This window comes from Saccharopolyspora soli (assembly GCF_022678645.1).
Taxonomy (GTDB): domain Bacteria; phylum Actinomycetota; class Actinomycetes; order Mycobacteriales; family Pseudonocardiaceae; genus Saccharopolyspora; species Saccharopolyspora soli.
The window spans coordinates 60366-80303 of the sequence record NZ_JALBWV010000008.1; the positions used below are offsets into that span (position 1 = coordinate 60366).

The 19938-nt window shown below is 67.5% G+C and carries 14 protein-coding genes; 9 read left to right on the forward strand and 5 right to left on the reverse strand.

The genetic code is table 11. The features are described 5' to 3' along the window. Window positions 1-12: 12 nt before the first annotated feature. From MOQ72_RS08285 to MOQ72_RS08295, 3 genes are all read right to left on the reverse strand, one after another. Window positions 13-1584 (reverse strand): substrate-binding domain-containing protein, encoded by a 1572-nt coding sequence (locus MOQ72_RS08285; RefSeq protein ID WP_242181596.1) that lies wholly within the window; start codon window positions 1582-1584, stop codon window positions 13-15. A 181-nt stretch (window positions 1585-1765) separates the two neighbouring features. Then, on the reverse strand, window positions 1766-2806 hold the full coding sequence (locus MOQ72_RS08290; protein WP_242181598.1) for an isoaspartyl peptidase/L-asparaginase family protein: 1041 nt from the start codon (window positions 2804-2806) through the stop codon (window positions 1766-1768). Between the two features lie 193 nt (window positions 2807-2999). Next, window positions 3000-3254, reverse strand: a complete 255-nt coding sequence (locus MOQ72_RS08295) for a hypothetical protein (protein WP_242181600.1) — start codon at window positions 3252-3254, stop codon at window positions 3000-3002. 364 nt (window positions 3255-3618) lie between these two features. Between MOQ72_RS08295 and MOQ72_RS08300 the strand changes: the two genes are divergently transcribed. The 3 genes from MOQ72_RS08300 to MOQ72_RS08310 all read left to right on the forward strand — a co-directional run bounded on the left by MOQ72_RS08300 (window position 3619) and on the right by MOQ72_RS08310 (window position 7320). Continuing rightward, window positions 3619-4662, forward strand: coding sequence for a helix-turn-helix domain-containing protein (locus MOQ72_RS08300; RefSeq protein WP_242181602.1), 1044 nt, complete (start codon window positions 3619-3621; stop codon window positions 4660-4662). 53 nt (window positions 4663-4715) lie between these two features. Further along, a complete protein-coding gene (locus MOQ72_RS45125) occupies window positions 4716-6455 on the forward strand; it encodes a DapH/DapD/GlmU-related protein (protein ID WP_242181604.1) in 1740 nt (579 codons plus the stop codon). A gap of 238 nt (window positions 6456-6693) precedes the next feature. Next, a complete protein-coding gene (locus MOQ72_RS08310; RefSeq protein WP_242181606.1) occupies window positions 6694-7320 on the forward strand; it encodes a hypothetical protein in 627 nt (208 codons plus the stop codon). 52 nt (window positions 7321-7372) lie between these two features. Here MOQ72_RS08310 and MOQ72_RS08315 read toward each other — a convergent pair whose 3' ends face one another. Further along, a complete protein-coding gene (locus tag MOQ72_RS08315) occupies window positions 7373-8455 on the reverse strand; it encodes a substrate-binding domain-containing protein (RefSeq protein WP_242181608.1) in 1083 nt (360 codons plus the stop codon). A 102-nt stretch (window positions 8456-8557) separates the two neighbouring features. On the opposite strand from MOQ72_RS08315, the gene MOQ72_RS08320 reads away from it, so the two are divergent. The 3 genes from MOQ72_RS08320 to MOQ72_RS08330 are packed head-to-tail and all read left to right on the forward strand — an operon-like array spanning window position 8558 to window position 12790. Then, window positions 8558-9865 carry an MFS transporter gene (locus MOQ72_RS08320; RefSeq protein ID WP_242181610.1) on the forward strand — a complete coding sequence of 436 codons (1308 nt, stop codon included), beginning with the start codon at window positions 8558-8560 and terminating at the stop codon, window positions 9863-9865. A 2-nt stretch (window positions 9866-9867) separates the two neighbouring features. Continuing rightward, complete coding sequence (locus tag MOQ72_RS08325; RefSeq protein ID WP_242181612.1) at window positions 9868-11058, forward strand: enolase C-terminal domain-like protein; 1191 nt, start codon at window positions 9868-9870, stop codon at window positions 11056-11058. Window positions 11059-11095: 37 nt separating this feature from the next. Next, window positions 11096-12790, forward strand: coding sequence for a glycoside hydrolase family 13 protein (locus MOQ72_RS08330; RefSeq protein WP_242181614.1), 1695 nt, complete (start codon window positions 11096-11098; stop codon window positions 12788-12790). 75 nt (window positions 12791-12865) lie between these two features. Here MOQ72_RS08330 and MOQ72_RS08335 read toward each other — a convergent pair whose 3' ends face one another. Continuing rightward, window positions 12866-14293, reverse strand: a complete 1428-nt coding sequence (locus MOQ72_RS08335) for a purple acid phosphatase family protein (RefSeq protein WP_242181616.1) — start codon at window positions 14291-14293, stop codon at window positions 12866-12868. Window positions 14294-14703: 410 nt separating this feature from the next. On the opposite strand from MOQ72_RS08335, the gene MOQ72_RS08340 reads away from it, so the two are divergent. The 3 genes from MOQ72_RS08340 (at window position 14704) to MOQ72_RS08350 (ending at window position 19921) form a co-directional block, all read left to right on the forward strand. Continuing rightward, the gene (locus MOQ72_RS08340) at window positions 14704-15285 is read left to right on the forward strand and encodes a TetR/AcrR family transcriptional regulator (protein WP_242181619.1); all 582 of its coding nucleotides are present in this window, start codon (window positions 14704-14706) and stop codon (window positions 15283-15285) included. Window positions 15286-15425: 140 nt separating this feature from the next. Further along, window positions 15426-16184 (forward strand): SDR family NAD(P)-dependent oxidoreductase, encoded by a 759-nt coding sequence (locus MOQ72_RS08345; protein WP_242181622.1) that lies wholly within the window; start codon window positions 15426-15428, stop codon window positions 16182-16184. 284 nt (window positions 16185-16468) lie between these two features. Continuing rightward, window positions 16469-19921 (forward strand): phosphodiester glycosidase family protein, encoded by a 3453-nt coding sequence (locus MOQ72_RS08350; protein WP_242181624.1) that lies wholly within the window; start codon window positions 16469-16471, stop codon window positions 19919-19921. Window positions 19922-19938 lie beyond the last annotated feature (17 nt).

Sequence of the window (19938 nt, forward strand, 5' to 3'; positions counted from 1 at the left end):
GGTGCTGCGCCTTCACTCATCGGTCGGGCGGCACAGCACCGGGTTCGCAAGCTCGGCACAGGGGCGGTTGCCGTAGGAGCGGACGATGTCGCTGCCGACCTGGTTGGTCAGGTAGCGCATGAAGCTGGCCGCCAGCGAACTGGCGTCGGGTTCACCGAAGGTGTAGGCGTATTCGGTCTGCCAGAACGGATAGGCCCCGTGGTCGGCCGCCTCCAGGGTCGCGTCCTGGCCGTCGATGCGGACGCGTAGCAGGTCCGCGCGATCTTCGGCGGCCCGCAGTTCGCTGTAGCCGATGGCACCGGAGGTGTTGGCGACGGCGTCCAGCATGCTACCGGTGTCGGCGCGTCGGCAGCGGACGACCTCGCCGCGCAGGTTGTCGTTGATGGTCTCCAGGCAGTCGTTGGAGTTCTCGCCGGGTTCCACCACGCCGTCGAGGATCCGCTGCTCCAGGGTCGCTCGGGTGCCCGAGAGGGCTTCCCGGTCGACGATGCGAACCGGCACGTCGTTTCCGCCCACCTCGCGCCAGTTGGTGATCCGCCCGCTGAAGACGTCCCTGACCTGCGCGAGGGTGAGGTCCTGGACACCGGCATCCCGGTTGATGACGATCGAGAACAGCAGGAACGCCATCGGGCGCGGCAGCAGTTCGGGGAGCCGGTCGCCCTTGGTGCCGTCGGAGAACGCCACCATTTCCGGCGACCGCGTGCGGTTGAGCAGGTCGAGTCCCTGGGCACTGCCGTGCATGTCGAAGGCGAAATTGCTGTCGGGGCAGGATCGCGCGTACGTGTCGGCGGCCTCCCGCAGGACCGGCTCGAAGGCGGTGGATCCGGAGATGGTGAGATTTCCGGTGGCGCAGTCCAGCGGGGCCGATCGCCCACTGGTGAGTTCGAAGATGAACGGCTCGGCGAGACCGACCATCAGCAGGAAGCAGACCAGCGCGACGACCCAGCGAGGTGTTCCGGTCTGACCCTTGGTCTTGTGCACCTTCCCGCTGCCCACCCCGCCGCTGATGGTCGCGACGACCTCGGGATCCGGGAATCCGCTCTCGGTGACGGTAGCGGGTTCCAGCGCGAAGCCTTCCGAGCGTTCCAGCACGACCAGGACCTTGTAGTGGTCGGAGCTGTTCAACTTGACCTTGGGCAGTTCGACGAGCCCGACCGTCTGCCCGGCCTCGTCGAGGTTCGACTTGCCCAGCCCCGGCGCGTTCTTGTCGAAGTACTTCGCCAGCGTCGGGTCGCTGAGATAAGTCACCACGACTCCGGCGACCCGGCGACCGGGAAACCTGATGCGGATACCCACGGGTGTGTTCTCGGGGAACGCGTAGTCGGATTCGGCGATGTTGGTGGTGCCGATGTTCTCGATGCGCAACAGGACGAACGACGGGTCGGTCAGCGGCTCGCCGTTTTCCCGTTCCAACCGCTGCCACGCCCCGGCATGCTCGGAGTCGACCGCAGTGGGGGCGGTGTCCATCTGCACCCGGTAGCCCAGCCGCTTGCGGCCGACGAGCGCGAACTCCCACAGGAAGGCGATGATCGGAACAAGCACACCGGTGATCGCGAGGATGAGCTCCCAGGGGATATTGGCCACGACCGACTCCGTCCGCACGAGCAACAGATGGGGTCGTCAACCTATGGAGCTTTCGAGGGCTGCTACGCCCACTTCACCGACCAATTCCCCCGCAGTTCATCAGTTGTTCCCTCAAGTGATCGCTCGCCGGGCCGATTCCCGGCCCGGCGAGCGCGATAGGCGGTCCGCCGCGCGGCTGATTTCAGTTGCGGTAGAAGCGCGTCTCGATGTCGCCGGAGTCGGTGACCCAGGCGTACTTGACGGTGCCGATGCGGGGCACGGTGAAGTCACCGTTGCGGTCCAACGCGATCAGCGCACCATCGCCGCCGACGCGGGCGACCCGGTCGATCGCGGCCTGCGCCGCTCGGGTCACGTCCAGGTTCCGGTGCTCCATCTGCACCGCCACCTCGCGCGCCGCGTTCGCCCGGATGAACGCCTCGCCGGTACCGGTGCCGGAGACGGCGACGAACTGGCTGTCGGCGTAGGTTCCGGCCCCGGCGATCGGTGAGTCGCCGATCCGGCCGACCATCTTGTTGGTCAGGCCACCGGTCGAGGTGGCCGCGGCGAGGTCACCGTGCGAGTCGACGGCGATCGCGCCGACCGTGCCGTGCTCCTCCTCGCTGACGCTGGCGGTCTTCTTGGCCTCCAGCAACGAATCCCAGCGTTCCTGCGTCCAGTAGTAGTCCTGGGTCACCGTCTCGATGCCGCGGCTGGCGGCGAAATCGTCCGCACCTTCACCGGCGATCAGCACGTGCGGTGTTTCGTCCATCACCAGCCGCGCGGCCTTGATCGGGTTCTTGACGTTCTCCACTCCGGCGACGGCGCCCACGTCAAGATTCCGTCCGTCCATGATGGACGCGTCGAGCTGGTTCTCGCCATCGGTGTTGAACACCGCGCCGCGACCGGCGTTGCACAGCGGGTTGTCCTCCATCACGACGACGGCGGCCTGCACCGCGTCGACGGCTCGCCCGCCGCTGTCCAACACGCGGTAGCCAGCCTGGACGGCCTGCTGGAACATTTCCTCGTACGCTGCCCCGAGTTCGGGAGGGGTTTCCGCGCGGTCCAGTGCACTAGTTCCACAGTGGACGGCGAGGCTGACGTTGTGCGCTTCGGCTTCGGACGGGCGATCTGCGGGCTTGAGAGCCCACCCGGAACTGGCGCTCGACACGCCGAGAACCAGCACTGGTACGGCTAGCACGCAGCTCAGCACGGCCAGGCTGCGCCGCTTGGCACCGCTGGACATCGGGTCTCCTCCCCGGTCATTTGCTACCTGGGATTACTCGAACAGAGTCCGACTGGTCGAACAAGGCCCGAACGGTGGAATATGGTCCGAAGTCGGCGCAGCCTTCGGGCGTGAATATCCTCAGTGGACAGTGTCCTCGAGTGCGGATGTCCGGCGGGGCGCTGAGCGCCCGGCCGAACACTTGCTGGTCCCGTCACGGGCTGGCGCCAGCGAAACCCGCCAGCATCATCAACGTGAGCACCAGCAGCACGGCGAACACGGTCAGCGGCGGGCCGAGAACCGTGCGCGCGACGGCCATCAGCCCCTCGACCGCGCGGCGCAGCACGACCGCGGCGGCGATCAGGGCGATCACGATGCCGACCAGCATTCCTTGCAGGACACCGGATAGCGGTGCGGCGGCGATCAGGGGATCGGTTGCGGCCAGCACCGCCGGAGGTATTGTGTACACGGCGAGCTCCCTTGTTCGTGGGTGGTAACCCGGATTGCGGGGTTCGTTACTCGCGCAGCACCCCCGGTCGCGACCAAACGATGTCCGGGGGTGTCTGCGTTTCAGTCGGCGATCCGCCGACCGCGTGCTCTCCGTTGAGCGAGGTGGGACCACCTCCCCACATGGCGGTTTCACTACTTCAGTGAATCTTCGCCACGATGGTGAAACGCGACGCGATCAGATTACGACTACACTCTGTGAGAGGTCAACGTCTGAACGGCGTTTTGGCTTGCTGTGCCGAAGAAAGAGTGCCAGTATGCGCTGGTCTTCACTGCTTTGGTGAAATTTGGTGAAATTTTGGAGTCCAAGTGAAGGAGACGGCGTGATGGCTCGATCCGGGAGCCAGAACGGACCGAATCAACTCGCCGCGCGGCTGCGCGAGCTGCGTCGCGGCCGCGGTCTGACCCAGGGGGTGCTGGCCCGCGCGCTCGGTGTTGGGGTTTCCAGCATCTCGTCCTGGGAGAGCGGCGCGAAAACCCCGCCGCCGACGCGCCTCGCCGACTACGCCACGTTCTTCGCCACCGAGCGCTCGGCGGTTTCGACACCTCCCCGGCTGGTTCCGGCGGACTCGCTGACCGAGGAGGAACGCACCGAGCGCGGGCGGCTGAAACGCGAGCTGGACCGGATGCACGCGACGGCCAGGCCCGCGGCGGCGTCCTGGAGCGGTACCAGAACGGGTTTCTGGTACTTCCCCGACGGTGGACCGGTGCGCATCGTCTGCGGCAAGCTGCCCGATGCCGACCGGCCGCCGTTCGCCTCGGCCAGTAACCACAACTACATGGAGCTCGCCGCGTACGCGGACCTCGATTCGATGGTCGAGCTGTTCGGCCACGTGCGCGCGCTGAACCCGACCGCCGATGTCCGGCACGCACTGGCGCCGCGGCTGGAATCCGACGACCTGCAGGCACATCTCGTACTGCTCGGCAGCTCCGCCATGAACCAGTCGACTTCGCCGATCACCAAGCCGATCGACTTCCCGGTGGAGCAGATCAAAGATCCCGCGGAGGTTCAAAACGGCGAGGTCTTCGAGATCCCCGGTGACCAGCCGCGACGTTTCGTCCCCCGCTTCACCGACGACGAGCAGCTCATCGAGGACGTCGGCCTGCTCGTCCGCATGCCGAACCCGAACAACATCAGCCGGACGCTGACCATCTGCAGCGGGGTGTTCACCCGCGGGGTCTACGGCGCGGTCCGCTGTTTGACCGACGCCACCACCCGCGAACGCAATTATGAATACCTCACCGGTAAGTTCGGCGACGCGACGAACTTCGGTCTGCTCATGCGGGTGCGCGTGAGCGACCACGCCACCGCGACACCCGACCTGCACAACCCGCGCATCCGACTGCACGAATGGCACCGCATCCAGTGAGCCCCCTCCCTTCCCCGCCCTGCCGGGACACGCACCGGGAACTGCTGCGGCGCGTGCCCGGCACATCCGGTCGCGATCTCGACGCCGTCGTCGTGGCCGCCACCTGGTCAGCCGAGCGAGTCGCGGACGCCGCCGAGCTCGCGGCGTGGCTGGACGCGACCTTGGTGGTTATGTGCAGCCGTTCGGTTTCCGCGACCGAGATCGCGGACGTGGTGAGCCGGTCGCCGGAACTGCGGTGGCTGGCGATCGACCTGCCCGCCGGGTACCAACACCACCTGCTCGACGCCGCCACCTCGCGGGCTACCGAAGTCAAGGTGGACCGGCTCGGGGATCTCAGCCTCAAGCGAAACCTCGGCCTGCTGCTGGCGAAGCTGCTCGGCTGGCACTCGGTGCTGTTCCTGGACGAGGACATCACAGGTCTCGACGTCGACGAGGTGTGGCACGCCGCGGCCGGATTGGGCGACCTCGACGTGGTCGGCCTGGAAGTCGCCGACTTCCCGGACAATTCCGTGGTCTGCCACGCCCATCGCCTCAGCGGCGGTCACCAGGAGACCTTCGTCAGCGGGTCCGCCCTGCTGGTCGCCGCGGATCGGGTGGAATCGTTCTTCCCGGAGATCTACAACGAGGACTGGCTGTTCTTCTTCGACGCCGTGCTCCGGCGGTCGGTCGGTCGGTCCGGCACCGCCACCCAGTTCGCCTACGAGCCGTTCCGCAATCCGGGCCGGGCCGCGGGGGAGGAGTTCGGCGACGTCTTCGCCGAGGGTCTGATGGAACTGGCGCACCGCCGACTCCCGGCCACCGCGGCCGACGACGTCGACTACTGGCGCCGATACCTGGCCCGGCGCGCGGAGTTCATCCGGCAGATCTGCGACCGCGTCGCGAACCTGCAATCATCCCCATTGCGCCCCCAGGCTATGGGGGCGCTGGAAGCTGCCGAACAACGGCGTGCCATGATCACGCCGCAAATCTGCGCCGCCTACCTGCGGACTTGGCGCAGGGATCTGACCGAGTGGGCTGCCCGCCTGCACGACCTGCCAAAAGCGGTGTCGTTCAGCTCCGCCCTGCGGCTGCTCGGCCTTGCCGGGCAGGCCATTTCGCCCGCACTTGAAAAGCCCGTTCAGAAGGGGACGGTCATGTCACTACAGAGCGCGGAGATCGCCACGCTGTCCCGGGTCGCCCCAACGGCCCAGATCGGCGCTCCGTACCGGATGCTCCAGGAAGGCACCTGGCAGCGGCTGGGGCGACCCACGGAGATCGGTGCGGGCTGCGACATCGGTCATTTCTGCGTCATCGGCGAGGAGGCGCGACTCGGCGATGGCACCATTGTGGACACCTACTGCCTGGTCGAGGGTGGCGCGACGATCGGCGAACGGGTGGTCATCACCCACCGCGCCTCGGTCGGTGCCAGGGCCGTCGTCGGCGACGACAGCGTCATCGGCTGTTCGCTGATCTGCGAGCGCAGCCAGGTCGGCAAGAACTGCCGGGTGTTCGGCGACCTCGTGCACCGCCAGCTCGATCCCACCAAGCCGTGGGACGCGCCGGAAGCCGAAGAGGCCGCGCCGATCCTGGAGGACAACGTGTTCGTCGGTTGGGGCGCGACGGTGGTCGGCGGTATCACGATCGGACGCGGCAGCTACGTCTGCGCGGGTGCGACGGTCACCAAGGACATCTCCCCAGGGCAGATCGTGACCGGCGTCAACGAGGTGCACAATCCCACCGAGTGGCAAGGCGCGCTGGCCAAGTCGGACTTCTTCCCGGTGCAGAGCCCCGAATTCCCAGCTGTCGCATCCTGAGGAGCCTGACCGCACCGGCCGGAATCCTTCGGCGGGCACTTGTTCGCGGGTAACACCTCAAGGGCGCCTTCCACCGAGCAGTGCGGTGGAAGGCGCCCTTCGCGTCGGGACCTGGGGCCGCTGCGACCGAATCCGAGGAAGTTCGTCGATACGGACGAAGATCGTTACCTGCCGGTATAACATCCTTACCCAGAGCAACAGCGAGCCTTGCCGCTCTCTTCGAGTCAGGACCCTGCCCATGCCTCAGCGCGCCAACGATCAAGGCGAGTCGGCGAAGAAGCGCAAGCTCGGGACCATCGCGAGTGTCTGTGCCATCGTCGCGGTGCCCATCACAGCTGGCACCTGGTTCTTCCCCGACATTCGGCAGCTGTTGTTCGGAGGTTCGTCCGGTGCGCAGCCCTCGCCGGGTTCCTCTTCGCCGTCGCTCGCCCTGAAGTTCACCGATGAAGACGGATCATGCCTGGGCCAGATGATCGATTTCGACGCGGTGGAAGGCGACCGGGTCCGCAACCCGCTGGAGCCCTACGCCGAAGTCCCCGACGGCACCGACCTGATCTGGGACACCTGTGACGGTTCCTTCAACATCACCGGTCACCGGACCGCCGCGAGCGTAGCCCGGATGGGCAAGGACAACGAGCCGAACAGGGACGACTGCCAGCGCGCGGTGGCGCGTGCGCCGGACAGGGTCGACTGGGCCTACGAACCCAACTCGAACAGCGTCGAATCCGGCCCGGACGGCGATCTCGGGGCGGGTTCGTCCTTCTGCATCGAGACGTCCGGCGGTCTGCTGGTCCAGCTGCGGATCACGCAGGGCCCGACAACCCGGAGTGTTCCCGTCGTCGAAACCACCGTTTGGAATCCTTGATCAGGAAATCCGCACGAACACCGGGACGCGCAGGTTTGCCCAGCGGTGCTCATCACCGCGCGGCGGTGGTGCTGCCGCTCATCAGGCGCCGCGTGGTGCGCGGCGAGTAGCTGTCGCTGTCGCCAGGTGCCACCGCCATCGACCACACCTCCTGCCTGCCGCATTCGCCCCGGCCGCTCGGTGACAGCTGGTCGAGGACTATTTCGCCGAGTCGTTTTCCGTAGTCCTCAAGGGAAACCTCGAAGCTGGTCAGGGACGGCTCCAGGTACTCGCAGACCGGGTTCTTGCGGAAGCCGACCACCGCCAGGTCCCGTCCCGGTCGCACCCCCGCTCGGTGCAGTCGCCGGTACAGGCCGAGCGCCAGGGTTTCCTGGGCGAGCACCACCGCCGTCGGGCAGACCGGCATCTCCAGCAGGTGTTCCGCCAGCATTGCGCCGCCTTCGGGGGAGTCCGGAACCCGGATTTCCCAGGTGTGCTCCACCGGCACGTCGTGCTCGGCCAGGGTCCGCCGGTAGCCGTGGATGAACTCCGACGTGCTGTTGATGTCGCGGTCGTCGGAGGCGAGCGCGATCCGTTCGTGGCCGAGCGCGAGGAGTCGCTCGACCGACTGCGCGGCCACACCTTCGAAGTCGAGATCGAGCCACGCATGCTCGGCCGTACCGCCCCGACCGAGCGTGACGAACGGAACCGCGCGCTCGGCTAGGAACTCGACGCGCCGATCGGCCGGACGCGTGTTGGAGATGATGAAGGCATCGGCGACGTGCCGGTCCACCGCGTTGACCAGGAACTGGTCGGGATCGGTCGACGGCCCCACGGGCAGCAGCATCAGGTCGAGCGACTGCGTGGCCAGTACCTGCTGGAGCCCGTTGCACAAGCTGAAGTAGAAGGTCTCGCCCATCTCCGTGCGGGCGGTATTCGTTTGCATGACAAGCGCCACGGTGCCGGTGATGCCCCGGCGGAGCGTGCGCCCGGAGTGGTTGGGCTGGTAGCCGAGCCGCTCGGCGGCCGCCCTGACCCGCGCCCGCGTCTCGGCGCTCACCTCGGCCCGCGAGTTCATCGCTCGGGAGACCGTGCTGATCGACATGCCGAGCTCTGCGGCTAGCTCGCGGATTCCGATTCCGCCCTTCCGTCCCACGCGCCCATCTTGCCATGTGGAGCCACTACCGCGCCGAAAACGTTTCCGGTACTGTCTCGGCCGGCACTTCAGGTGCCACCTGCAAAACCCAACGGAGGGTCGATGTCCGAGTCGCAAATCGTCCGGAAGCTGTCGATGAGGCTGCTTCCCGTTCTCATCGCCGGTTACTTCATCGCGATCATCGACCGCGCCAACCTGGGGATCGCCGCGCTCACCATGAACGCCGACCTGGGCATCAGCGCCGTTGCCTTCGGTGTGGCGGCCAGCGTCTTCTTCGTTCCCTACGTCGTGCTGGAGGTGCCGTCCAACCTGGCGCTCGCCAGGTTCGGGGCCCGGTGGTGGCTCGCGCGCATCATGGTCACCTGGGGGATCATCGCCGCGGCCCACGCCCTGGTCTGGGACGTGCCGAGCCTGTACGTGGCCCGCGCCCTGCTCGGCGCCGCCGAGGCTGGCTTCTTCCCCGGCGTGATCTTCTACCTCACGTTGTGGTTCCCCGCCGCCTACCGCGGTCGCATCATGGCCGCCTTCACCGCGGGCATCCCGATCGCGTTGATCATCGGCACACCGTTGTCGGGTCTGCTGCTCAACCTCGAAGGATGGCTCGGCCTGCACGGTTGGCAGTGGCTGTACGTCATCGAGGGACTGCCAGCGGTGCTGCTGGGCGTGCTGATCCCGTTCGTCGTGCCGGGCACACCGGAGAAGGCGAAGTTCCTGACCGCGGAGGAGCGGACCTGGCTGGTCGAGACGTTGGCGCGGGAACGACGCGAACGCGAGGCCACCAGCGGTCGCGGCCACGGGCTCCTCAAGGTCCTGCTCAGCGCTCAGGTGATCATGTTCGCGGTCGCCTACTACGGGCTGACCAACCTCAACGGCGCTGTCAGCACCTTCCTGCCGCAGATCCTCAAGCCGTTCGGGCTGAGCAACACCGCGACTACCTTCATCGCCGCCGTCCCGTACCTGTTCGGCCTGGTCGGGATGCTCGTGCTCGGCCGCCTCGCCGACCGGTCCGGCAGACGCGCGTTCAGCCTCTACCTGGCACTCGCCATCTCGTTGGTGGGCCTGGTGGGTGCGGCCGAATTCAGCGTGCCGATCATCAAGTTGGCGATGCTGTGCGTGACGTCCTTCGGGGTGTTCGGTGTCCTGCCGGTCTTCTGGGGCCTGCCCACCGCGATGCTGACCGGGGCGGCGGCCGCTGGCGGCATCGCGCTCATCAACGCGCTCGGCAACCTCTCCAGCGTCGTCAACCCCGCCGTCATCGGCGCCATCCACGAGAAGACCGGCGACTTCAACGGCGGCTTGCTCTGGCTCGCTGGCATGTCGGTGCTGTCCATGATCGCGTTGACGATCATCCTCACCGTCTGGCGGCCGACGCGGCGAACTGAGGCGCCGACCTCCGGTCAGGCGGTGTAGCCGTGGTCATCACCGACATCCGGCTCCGCCGCGTCCGGGCGACCATGCCCACCGACGGCGACCACTGGGAAGAGCGGCTGGTCCGTCCGATCGACGTCTACCCGGAGTACCGCACCCGCGACGACCACGAAGGCGGCGTGCAGACTCCCGACGGGTTCGCCTTCATCGCCCACTTCGTCGAGATCGAGACCGACGACGGGCTGCTGGGGCGCGCTGGTCCAGTGCCGGAAACCGTCGCGTGGATCGTCGCGCGGGAGCTGCGGCCGCTGCTGACCGGCCAAGATCCGATCGCTGGCGAAAAGCTTTGGGACCAGATGCACCGCGCCCAGGTCCACGGGCGCCAAGGCGCGACCATGCTCGCCATCAGCGCCGTCGACTGCGCGCTGTGGGATCTTCGCGGCCGTCTGCTCGGCCAGCCGGTGTACCGCCTGCTCGGCGGTCCCACCCGCGACGAGGTGCCCGCGTACGCATCGATGCTGGGGTTCTCGGTGCGCGATCTCGACCGCGTGCGGGCACGGGCCATCGAGTACAAGAAACGCGGGTACCGCGCCCAGAAGTGGTTCTTCCGGCATGGTCCCGCCAGCGGGTACGAGGGCTTGCGCGCGAACGTGGACCTGGTGCGCACGGTTCGGGAAGCGGTCGGCGAGGACTACGACATCATGTTCGACTGCTGGCAGTCGATGGACGTCTCCTACGTCACCGAGCTCGCCGCGCGGATCGCACCCTACCGGCCTCGTTGGTTGGAGGAAGTAGCGATGCCGGACCGCATCGACAGCTACCGCGAGCTGCGGCAACGGCTGCGGATCCCGCTGGCCGGTGGTGAACACGAGTACACGCGGTGGGGCATGCGGCGGTTCATCGACACCGGTGCGCTTGATGTCGTCCAACCGGACATCTACTGGTGCGGCGGCCTGTCCGAAACCCTGAAGATCGCGGCCTACGCGACCGCGCACGACCTCGTGACCATCCCGCACGGCCACTCCGCGGCGGCGACGTTGCACTTCTCCCTGACGCAGTCGCCGATGCACACCCCGTACCAGGAGCACCTCGTCAAGTGGAACGCGATTCACCAGTTCTTCCTCGTGAATCCGGTGGAACCGGTAGACGGCGTGCTGCGGCCCAACGACGAACCCGGCCTCGGCATGGAAATCGACCTCTCCCGGGCGGACGCCGACGAGATCGTCTTCGCCTGACCGCCCTTCCCACCAGCCCCCGAGAAAGTGCCGTCGCATGACTGAGCTCGCGCGCGCCACGCCGCGCTGGTGGCGCACCGCCACCGTCTACCAGATCTATCCGCGGAGCTTCGCCGACTCCACCGGCGACGGGATCGGCGACCTCCGCGGCATCATCGGCAAGCTCGACTACCTCGCCGCCCTCGGGATCGGCGCGGTCTGGCTCAGCCCCGTGTACCGATCCCCGCAGGACGACAACGGCTACGACATCAGCGACTACTACGACATAGACCCGATGTTCGGCACCCTCGCGGACTTCGACGAGCTGATCGCGGCGGCGCATGCGCGGGATATCCGCGTGGTGATGGACCTCGTCGTCAACCACACCTCGGACGAGCACCCGTGGTTCGTGGCCTCGCGCGACCCGGACAGCCCGAAGCGGGACTGGTATTGGTGGCGGCAGAAGCCCAACAACTGGGGATCGCGCTTCTCCGGTCCGGCATGGGAGTTCGACGAGCAGTCCGGCGAGTACTACCTGCACATCTTCTCCCGCAAACAACCGGATTTGAACTGGGAGAACGCCGAACTGCGCGGGGAGATCCACCAGGTGATGCGCTGGTGGCTCGACCGCGGCGTCGACGGCTTCCGGATGGACGTCATCAACTTCATCGCCAAGCCCGCCGAACTCCCCGACGCGCCGGTTGCCGACGGCGCCCCCTACGGCGACGCCGAGGCGCTGTATGCGAACGGTCCGCGGCTGCACGAGTTCTTGCGGGAGATGCATCGAGAAGTGTTCGCGGGGCGGGAAGACAAGTTGCTCACGGTGGGCGAGACGCCCGGAACGTCGGTGGCGCAGGCTCGCCTGCTGACCGATCCCGCCCGCGCGGAGCTGGACATGGTGTTCCAGTTCGAGCACGTCGAGCTGGACCGCGGGCGGGACAAGTGGGACATGCGCCCGCTCGACCTGGTCGCGCTGAAACGGACCCTGGAGCGCTGGCAGTCCGGGCTGGCGGAACAGGGCTGGAACAGCCTGTACTGGAACAACCACGACCAACCCCGCGTCGTGTCGCGCTGGGGTGACGACACGACCTACCGCGATGAGTCGGCCAAACTGCTGGCCACCGTGCTCCACCTGCACCGTGGCACGCCCTTCGTGTACCAGGGCGAGGAGCTGGGCATGACGAACATGCCCTTCGACTCGATCGATGACTTCGCCGACATCCAGTCGCGCAACCACTACGCAGAGGCGACGCAACGGCTCGGCCAGCCTCCGGAGCGCGTCCTGCAAGCGCTTCGCCGACGCTCACGCGACAACGCGCGGACGCCGATGCAGTGGGACGACACGGAAAACGCCGGATTCAGCACCGGAATACCTTGGCTGCCAGTCAATCCGAACTCCACCAGCATCAATGCCGCGGCCCAGGAGAAGGATCCGGACTCGGTCCTCGCGCACTACCGCGCCTTGATCGAGCTGCGCAAGACCGAACCGCTCGTCACCGACGGCGCCTACACGCTGCTGCTCCCCGACGACGAAACGATCTTCGCGTTCACCCGGACGTCGGCCGAGAGCGGCCTGCTGGTGCTGGCCAACTTCTCGTCGCACGACATCGACGTCCCCGACCACGCCGTTGACGAATGGTCCGGAGCCCGGCTGATCATCGGCAACTACCTCCACACACCACCGGTGCTACCGAAGTCCGTGCACCTCCGCCCCTGGGAAGCCATCGTCACCAAAAACCCTGAGCGCCGATAGTCGCGCGCACGGATTTCGAGGTGAGGGGCACCCTTTACCAAGTAAGTTGGTTAAGGGTGCCCCTCACTCTTCACCCTATGGGGTGTGGATGTGGGTCCGTCGCGGGCGGTGCAGGCCGGTCAGGTCTCGGGCGACCACGGTGTTGCGGTCCGCCACGGTGTTGCCGAACGCGTACTGCGACCAGGTCCCCATGATCTCCTGGCGGCTGCGCTCGCTCCATCGGCGCGCGAGTTCGCTGCGCGACTTGTAGAAGTTCAGCGCGTAGCCGTGGGTGTGCAGCCGGAGGATGGAGAACCCACCGGGATATTCCTTGGCCGCTGCGACCTCCTGCAGCGTCACACCGGGCGCGGCCGGGCTGACCGTGCGGTGGTTGCGGTGGGTGTGGCCAGCGTGGTGCAGGAACACTCCCGGCGTCTTCGCGTACGAGTCCAATATGGATGATGATTGGGCGGCGTCCAGCGATTTGCTCGGGGTGATGGGGAAAGCCGAGTCCTGCACGACCAGCGGGTGGTGTCCGAACACGATGGTCGGCTGGTCGCGGTGGGCCGCGAGGTCGGCCTGGAACCAGGCCAGCTGGTCCGGCGACATGCCACCGGCATCGCCGCCGCTGCCCGGCTTGTCGTAGGTGTCCAGGCCGACCACGTGCAGACCGGACAGGTCCGTGGAGAAGTACGTCGGCTGGTCGCCGGGGAAGTACGCGTCGTGGAAGCAGTCGTTGCCCTGCCACTGACCGACTCGGCACGTCGAATAGGCGTCACCGATGTGCGCACGATCGTGATTTCCCCGAGTGATGAAGTAATCCTTCTGGTACTCGCCGAACCCGGACAGCAGCTGACCGGCCCGGCTGAGATCGGTCGGCAGCGCTTCGGCGGAGATGTCGCCAGCGCCCAGCAGGTAGGCGGGGTCGAAGCTCCGCACGTCCTGGACCAGCGATTCCAGCATGACCTCCGGGTACGGCGGCAGGCCGGGTTCCTGCATGATCCCGATGTACTGCGGCTGGCCGCCGACCAGGCCAGCCTGGGTCTCGCCCATGTGCAGGTCGTTGCAGAGCACGAGCGAGAACAGGTAGCTGCCCTCCGGAGCGTGCGGGGTGGTGAACGAGTAGGGGCCGCCCGTGTCGAACCCGTAGGTCGAGGTGCCCACCGCGTTTCCGGCGATGAGTGTGAACTGCATCGGCGCGGCCAACTTCCCGTTGGAACGCGCTTGGTAGTAGTAGGTCTGCCCCGGTTCGAGGTCGGTCAGCTCGACGTAGTGGTACGGCGTGTTGTCAGAAATCCCGTAGGCCACCCGGTTCAGGCGCCGCGGATTCGTGCCGTAGCGCACCTCGCCGTCGGACGGGGCGGGAACCATGCGCCCCAACCCGTCGTCGGTGCCAGCCACGCCGGTGTACCAGGTGATGACCGCGTGGTCTTCGGCGAGTGTGACCAGTTCCAGGTTGACCGGGGTCACACCATCCGTGGAGCCGTCCGGAGCGGTCGCGGCGAGGGCGCGGGCGGGGTCCATCGCGAGAAGCGGCGCGGATGCGGCTACGACAGCGGACCAACGAAGAAGTTCTCGGCGAGAGAAATCACAACCAGGCATGCGGCCGAAGCTAGGAGCCCAATGTGAACGGCAGCTTGGCGTTTGTCCCTCCGCACATGTCGCCGAGGAGAAGACGATCCCGAAACCCGACGCCCACGACATTTCTGGACGTCGCGTGGGACCGGTGGGCGCTGAGTGCCACGCTGACGGACGTTGACCGGGGAATCCGGGGCGGGGCTGGCGATTTCGCGCGCCAACCCCGATGCATCGCGAGGTGGTTGATGCCCAACGAGGTCACGCTGCGGTACACGGCCGTGCCCGGTGCGGATCATTCCGGCTTCGCGCGGTACGCGTATTTGACCATCCGTTCTAGTTTGGGTTAGCGTTGGCCGGTGGTCAGGACGAAGGAGTTCGATCCGGATGTGGTCCTGCAGCGGGCGTTGGAGCTGTTCTGGGAGCGCGGTTACGAGGCGACCTCGATGGCGGATCTGGTCGCGCATCTCGGTATTGCGCGAGCCAGCATCTACGCCACCTACGGTGGCAAGCGCGAGCTGTACCTGAAGGCGCTCGACCGGTATCTGCGGGCGCAGGATCCCAACGTGGTCGGGAGGTTGTCGCAGCCGGGGCCCGTGCTGCCAGCGCTGCGCTCGCTGGTGGACGCGTATGTCGCCGAATCCCTGGCCGACGAGCGCCATCGGGGCTGCATGGTGGTCAACGCGGCAGTGGAACTGGCGGCGCGGGACCGGGACGTGGCCAGATGGGTCCAGTTGAGCTGGGACACGCTGGAGACCGCGTTGGTCTCGGCGCTGATGCGGGCGCGGGCGCAGGGGGAGATCTCCGCCGACCGGGATCCGCGCGCGCTGGCGCGCTTCTTCCTCGTGATGCTGCAGGGCATCCGGGTGCTCGGCCGGGCCGATCCCGATCCGGCGCGGCTGCGTGACGCCGCCGAGCAGGCCATGGCAGTCCTCCGGTAGCGCCCCTCGCCGTGTGGGGTGTTTTGGCATGCTGTCAAACTAGAACGATCGATCTATTTTGGGAGTGCACTGGTCGAGTCCGCGAGGGCGTGGACGGCAGCCGTCGCAGTTGAAGATCAGGAAGGAACAGAGCGGGAATCATGAGTATCCGTTTTGCTGACAAGGTCGTCCTCGTCACCGGCGGCGGATCCGGCATCGGCCGCGCTGCCGCTGTCGCGTTCGCCCGCGAAGGTGCCACCGTTGTCGTCGCCGGACGCAACCCGGAGTCGTTGGCCCAGACGCTCGAACAGATCGAGCAGGACGGCGGGTCCGGCAGCGCCATCACCGCCGATGTCTCCAGCTCCGCTGACGTGGCCCGGCTGGTGGCGAGCACCGTGGAACAGCACGGCGGATTGCACGTGGCGTTCAACAACGCCGGTGTCTTCACAGCCGGGACGGTCGCCGACGTCGACGAAGCGGACTGGAACAACCTGATGGCCATCAACCTCACGGGTGTGTGGCTGTCGATGAAATACGAGATCACCCACATGCGAGACCACGGTGGCGGTGTCATCGTCAACACCGCCTCCAATCTCGGCGTCCACCTGCGCCCCGCGTCGGTGGGCGCGTATGCGGCCTCCAAAGCGGCGGTCAGCATCCTGACCCGCACAGCGGCCAGGGATTACATCGGCGACGGGATCCGCATCAACGCGATGAGCCCAGGGCCGATCGAAACGTCCATGTCCCGGCGGCCGGGTGAGACCGAGGCCGATCAGGCCGAACGCATGAAGACGGCGCTGCCGATCGGCCGCGTCGGGACCTTGGACGAAGCCACCGCGGCGGTGCTTTGGCTTGCTTCCCCGGAATCCAGCTTCGCCGTCGGACACGACCTCGTCCTGGACGGCGGGGCCAGCGCATGACCTGAACGTTGACGTCGCCGAGCCCCAGCTGAGCTACGTCGCCGATGTGCTCGTCGACGCGCTTGTGGCGCATCCTGTTCGTGGCACCGTGCTGGATCTGTCGGGTGGTCCTCGAAGACTGCACCGGTCGAGGACGCCCGAACACTGCGGTCGGTTGGTGCCCCACGTGCCGAGATCTGTCGGAAAGCCGTGTCGCAACCGGCTTCTGACGTTGGTGAAGTGTTTTCCTGTTGGCCATGGCGAGATCGCAGCAGTGGCGACGGGCTCGGTGAAGATTTCCGCCCGTGAGAACTACGACCATGCGCCTCTTCGGCGCCGGTGCTCTCTCCGCTGCCCTGGTCATGGGCTCGGTGGCACCTGCTCTCGCCGAGCCCGTTGGCGCGGGCGACTCCCCGATCGATTCCGCCCCGGCCCTCCTCGGCGCGGATCCATCCGCGGGCCGTACTCCGGCGGCGTCCTCTCGGCTCGACGAGCCGAGCCTGGTCCTCGGGGATTCCGGTGGCCAGCGCATCATGATCGACAAGACCGAGCGGCCGGTGGCGCCAGGACTGGAGCTGAGCTCCTTCCAGTGGCTGGATGCTGCCGGGTTCCTGCGCGGTGATGCGCTCGTCGCCGATCTCGGCACCCAGGGCCTGTCCGGTGACTACCTGTTCCCAGGTGAGGTCGCCAAGGGCGAGGCACTTTCCCAGCAGGCCGAACGCGAACACGCCGTTGCGGCCGTGAACGGGGATTTCTTCGACATCAACAACTCCACCGCGCCGCTGGGTGTCGGCCTGTCCAAGGACGGCATGGTCAAGGGACCGGTGCCGGGTTGGAACCACGCCGTCGGCATCGACGCCCAGGGCATCGGCCGGATGACCGAGATGTTCCTCGAAGGGTCGGTGTCCATGCCGGGGCCGCGCACCGCGCGCCTCGACGGGCTCAACCAGCACCAGCTCCCACCTGGCGGAATCGGCGCGTACACCTCGCTGTGGGGCTCCTACACCCGCGCGCCCGCGACGGCCGGTGCGAGCCGGGTCCGCGAAGTGACCGTCGTCGACGGCAAGGTGACGACCGTCGCGACCGAGGCCGGTTCCGGCGCTATCGCGGAAAATTCGCTCGTGCTGGTCGGCTTGGACGCCGGGGCGGACGCGCTCGAACCGCTGCGGGTGGGCGACGCTGTGTCGCTGAACTACGCGCCGCGCTCCGACGACGGCCAGATGTCCTTCGCGGTAGGCGGGAACACGGTCCTGCTGCGTGACGGCGTTGTGCAGCCGCAGGATGACCAAGCGGTGCATCCCCGCACGTCGGTCGGATTCTCGGCGGACGGCAGGAAGATGTTCCTGGTCACCATCGACGGCCGGACCCGCGAGAGCCGGGGCATGACCTACCAGGAACTCGGCGCGTTCATGAAAGAACTCGGCGCCGATGACGCGCTCAACCTCGACGGCGGCGGATCCTCGACGCTGGTCGCCCGCGAGGCGGGCGAGCCGGGTGTGGACGTCGAGAACGATCCCTCCGATGGCGCCGAGCGACCTGTCCCGAACGGTTTGGCGCTCTTCGCCGCGCAGGGCAGTGGTCGCCTCACCGGCATGCGCGTGGTGCCCGCCGCCGACGAGGAAGACGAGTCGCTGAGCCGCGTTTTCCCCGGCCTGACGAGGAAACTCGCCGCGCTCGGCTACGACGAGACGTACGCGCCGGTGGCCGCCGACCCGCACTGGCAGGTGCAACCCGCCACCGTCGGCCAGATCGGGAAGGACGGCACGTTCACCGCCGCGAACTCCGGTGACGCCGAGGTGATCGCGAACGACCACCAGGCGTCCGGGAAGCTGCTGGTGACGGTGCTCGGCCCGCTCGCCCGCACGCGAGCCGACATCGACAAGGTCGTGCTGGCGAATCCGCAGGCCACCGGGACGTTCGGCATCGTCGGCTATGACCGCGACGGGTTCCAGGCGCCCATCGATCCGGCGGACGTCGAGCTGGACTACGACCGCTCGCAGTTGGACATCACGCCCACGGCCGAGGGCACCTTCCAGGTCCGGGCGAAAGCCGACCGCGTCGGTTCCGTCGTCACCGCGACAGTGCGCGGCGTCGTCACCCACGTGCCGGTCAGCGTCGGCCTCGACGACGTGGTGGTCGCCGACTTCGCAGACGCCGCGCAGTGGAAGTTCGGCACGGCGCGCGGCAGCGGCTCGGTCGAACCCGCCACCGGCCGCGACGGCGGCCCCGCGCTGAAGTTGTCGTACGACTTCACGCAGTCGACCGCGACGCGGACGGCCTACGCAACTGCTCCGGCGCCCATCCAACTGCCCGGCCAGCCGCTTTCGGTGGGCGCATGGGTCTACGGCGAGGGCAAGGGCGAGTGGACCGCCTTCACCATCGTCGACGCCGAAGGCACCTCGCAGTCGCTGTACGGCCCCTACATCACCTGGACCGGATGGCAGTACGTGGAGGTGCCGATTCCGCAGACCGTCGCATTCCCGGTGACGGTGACCCGGTTCTACACGATCGAGACGTCCGCGACCCGCCAGTACACCGGATCCGTGCTCGTCGACGACATCACGGCCAAGGTGGCGCCGCAGGTGGCGGTGCCCGCCTCACCGCGAGTGGAAGACCCGGTCGTCGTGCAGGACGGCTCGGTGGCCGGAGATGACCGGCGCTGGCGCTTCGCCGTGGTCTCCGACGCCCAGTTCATCGCGGCCGACCCGAACAGCCCGCTGGTCGAAGCGGCCCGGCGGACGTTGCGCGAAGCGGTGGCGGCGAACCCGGACTTCATCGTCATCAACGGTGACTGGGTGGACACCGGATATCCCGAGGACCTCGCGCTCGCGCACCGCGTCATAGACGAGGAGATCGGCGACAAGGTGCCGTGGTACTACAACCCCGGCAACCACGAGGTCTACGGTTCCGGGAACCAGGCGAACTTCCGCGCCGAATTCGGGGAGACGCACCGGAGTTTCGACCACAACGGCACGCGGTTCGTGCTGCTCGACTCGTCGCTGGGCACCCTGGGCGGCGGCGGGTTCGACCAGTGGACGATGCTGCGCGGGGCCCTCGACGGCGCGGCGAAGGACGCCAACATCAACGGCGTCGTCGCGATGTGGCACCACCCGCCGCGCGACCCCTCGCCGCTGCAGAACAGCCAGCTGACCGATCGAACCGAAGCCGAGGTGGTCGAGCAGTGGTTGGCCGACTTCCGCCGCGACACCGGAAAGGGCGCGGCCTTCATCGGCGGGCATGTCGGTTCGTTCTCGGCGAACAGCGTCGACGGCGTCCCGTACATCGTGAACGGCAACGCCGGTAAGACGCCATCGACGCTGCCGACCGACGGCGGGTTCAACGGCTGGTCGCTGGTGGGCATCGACCCGAACGGCGAGCGAGCACCGGAGGCCGACCGGCACCGCACGGCGCCCGAATCGCGTTCCGAGCGGCCGTGGTTGCGCGTCGAGTTCCGACCGCACGTCGACGGCCTCGCCCTCGATCCGATCGGAGAACTGCGCACCGGTACGACGACCACTGTGCACGCAACGGTGACCCAGCACGGCACCGCGGTGCCCGTCGCGTACCCGGTGAGTGCGGACTGGTCCGGTGCGCAAGGTGTCCACGTCGGTCCGGTGGAGCAGGCTGATCCGCTCGACATCGCCAGCTACGACCCGCGCACCGGAGTGCTAACCGCACTGCGTTCCGGCAGCGGTGCGCTGACGGTGACGGTGAACGGTGCTACCACCACCGTGCCGGTGAACGTCAAGGCCGCGTAGCCGGAATCCCGGTGCCC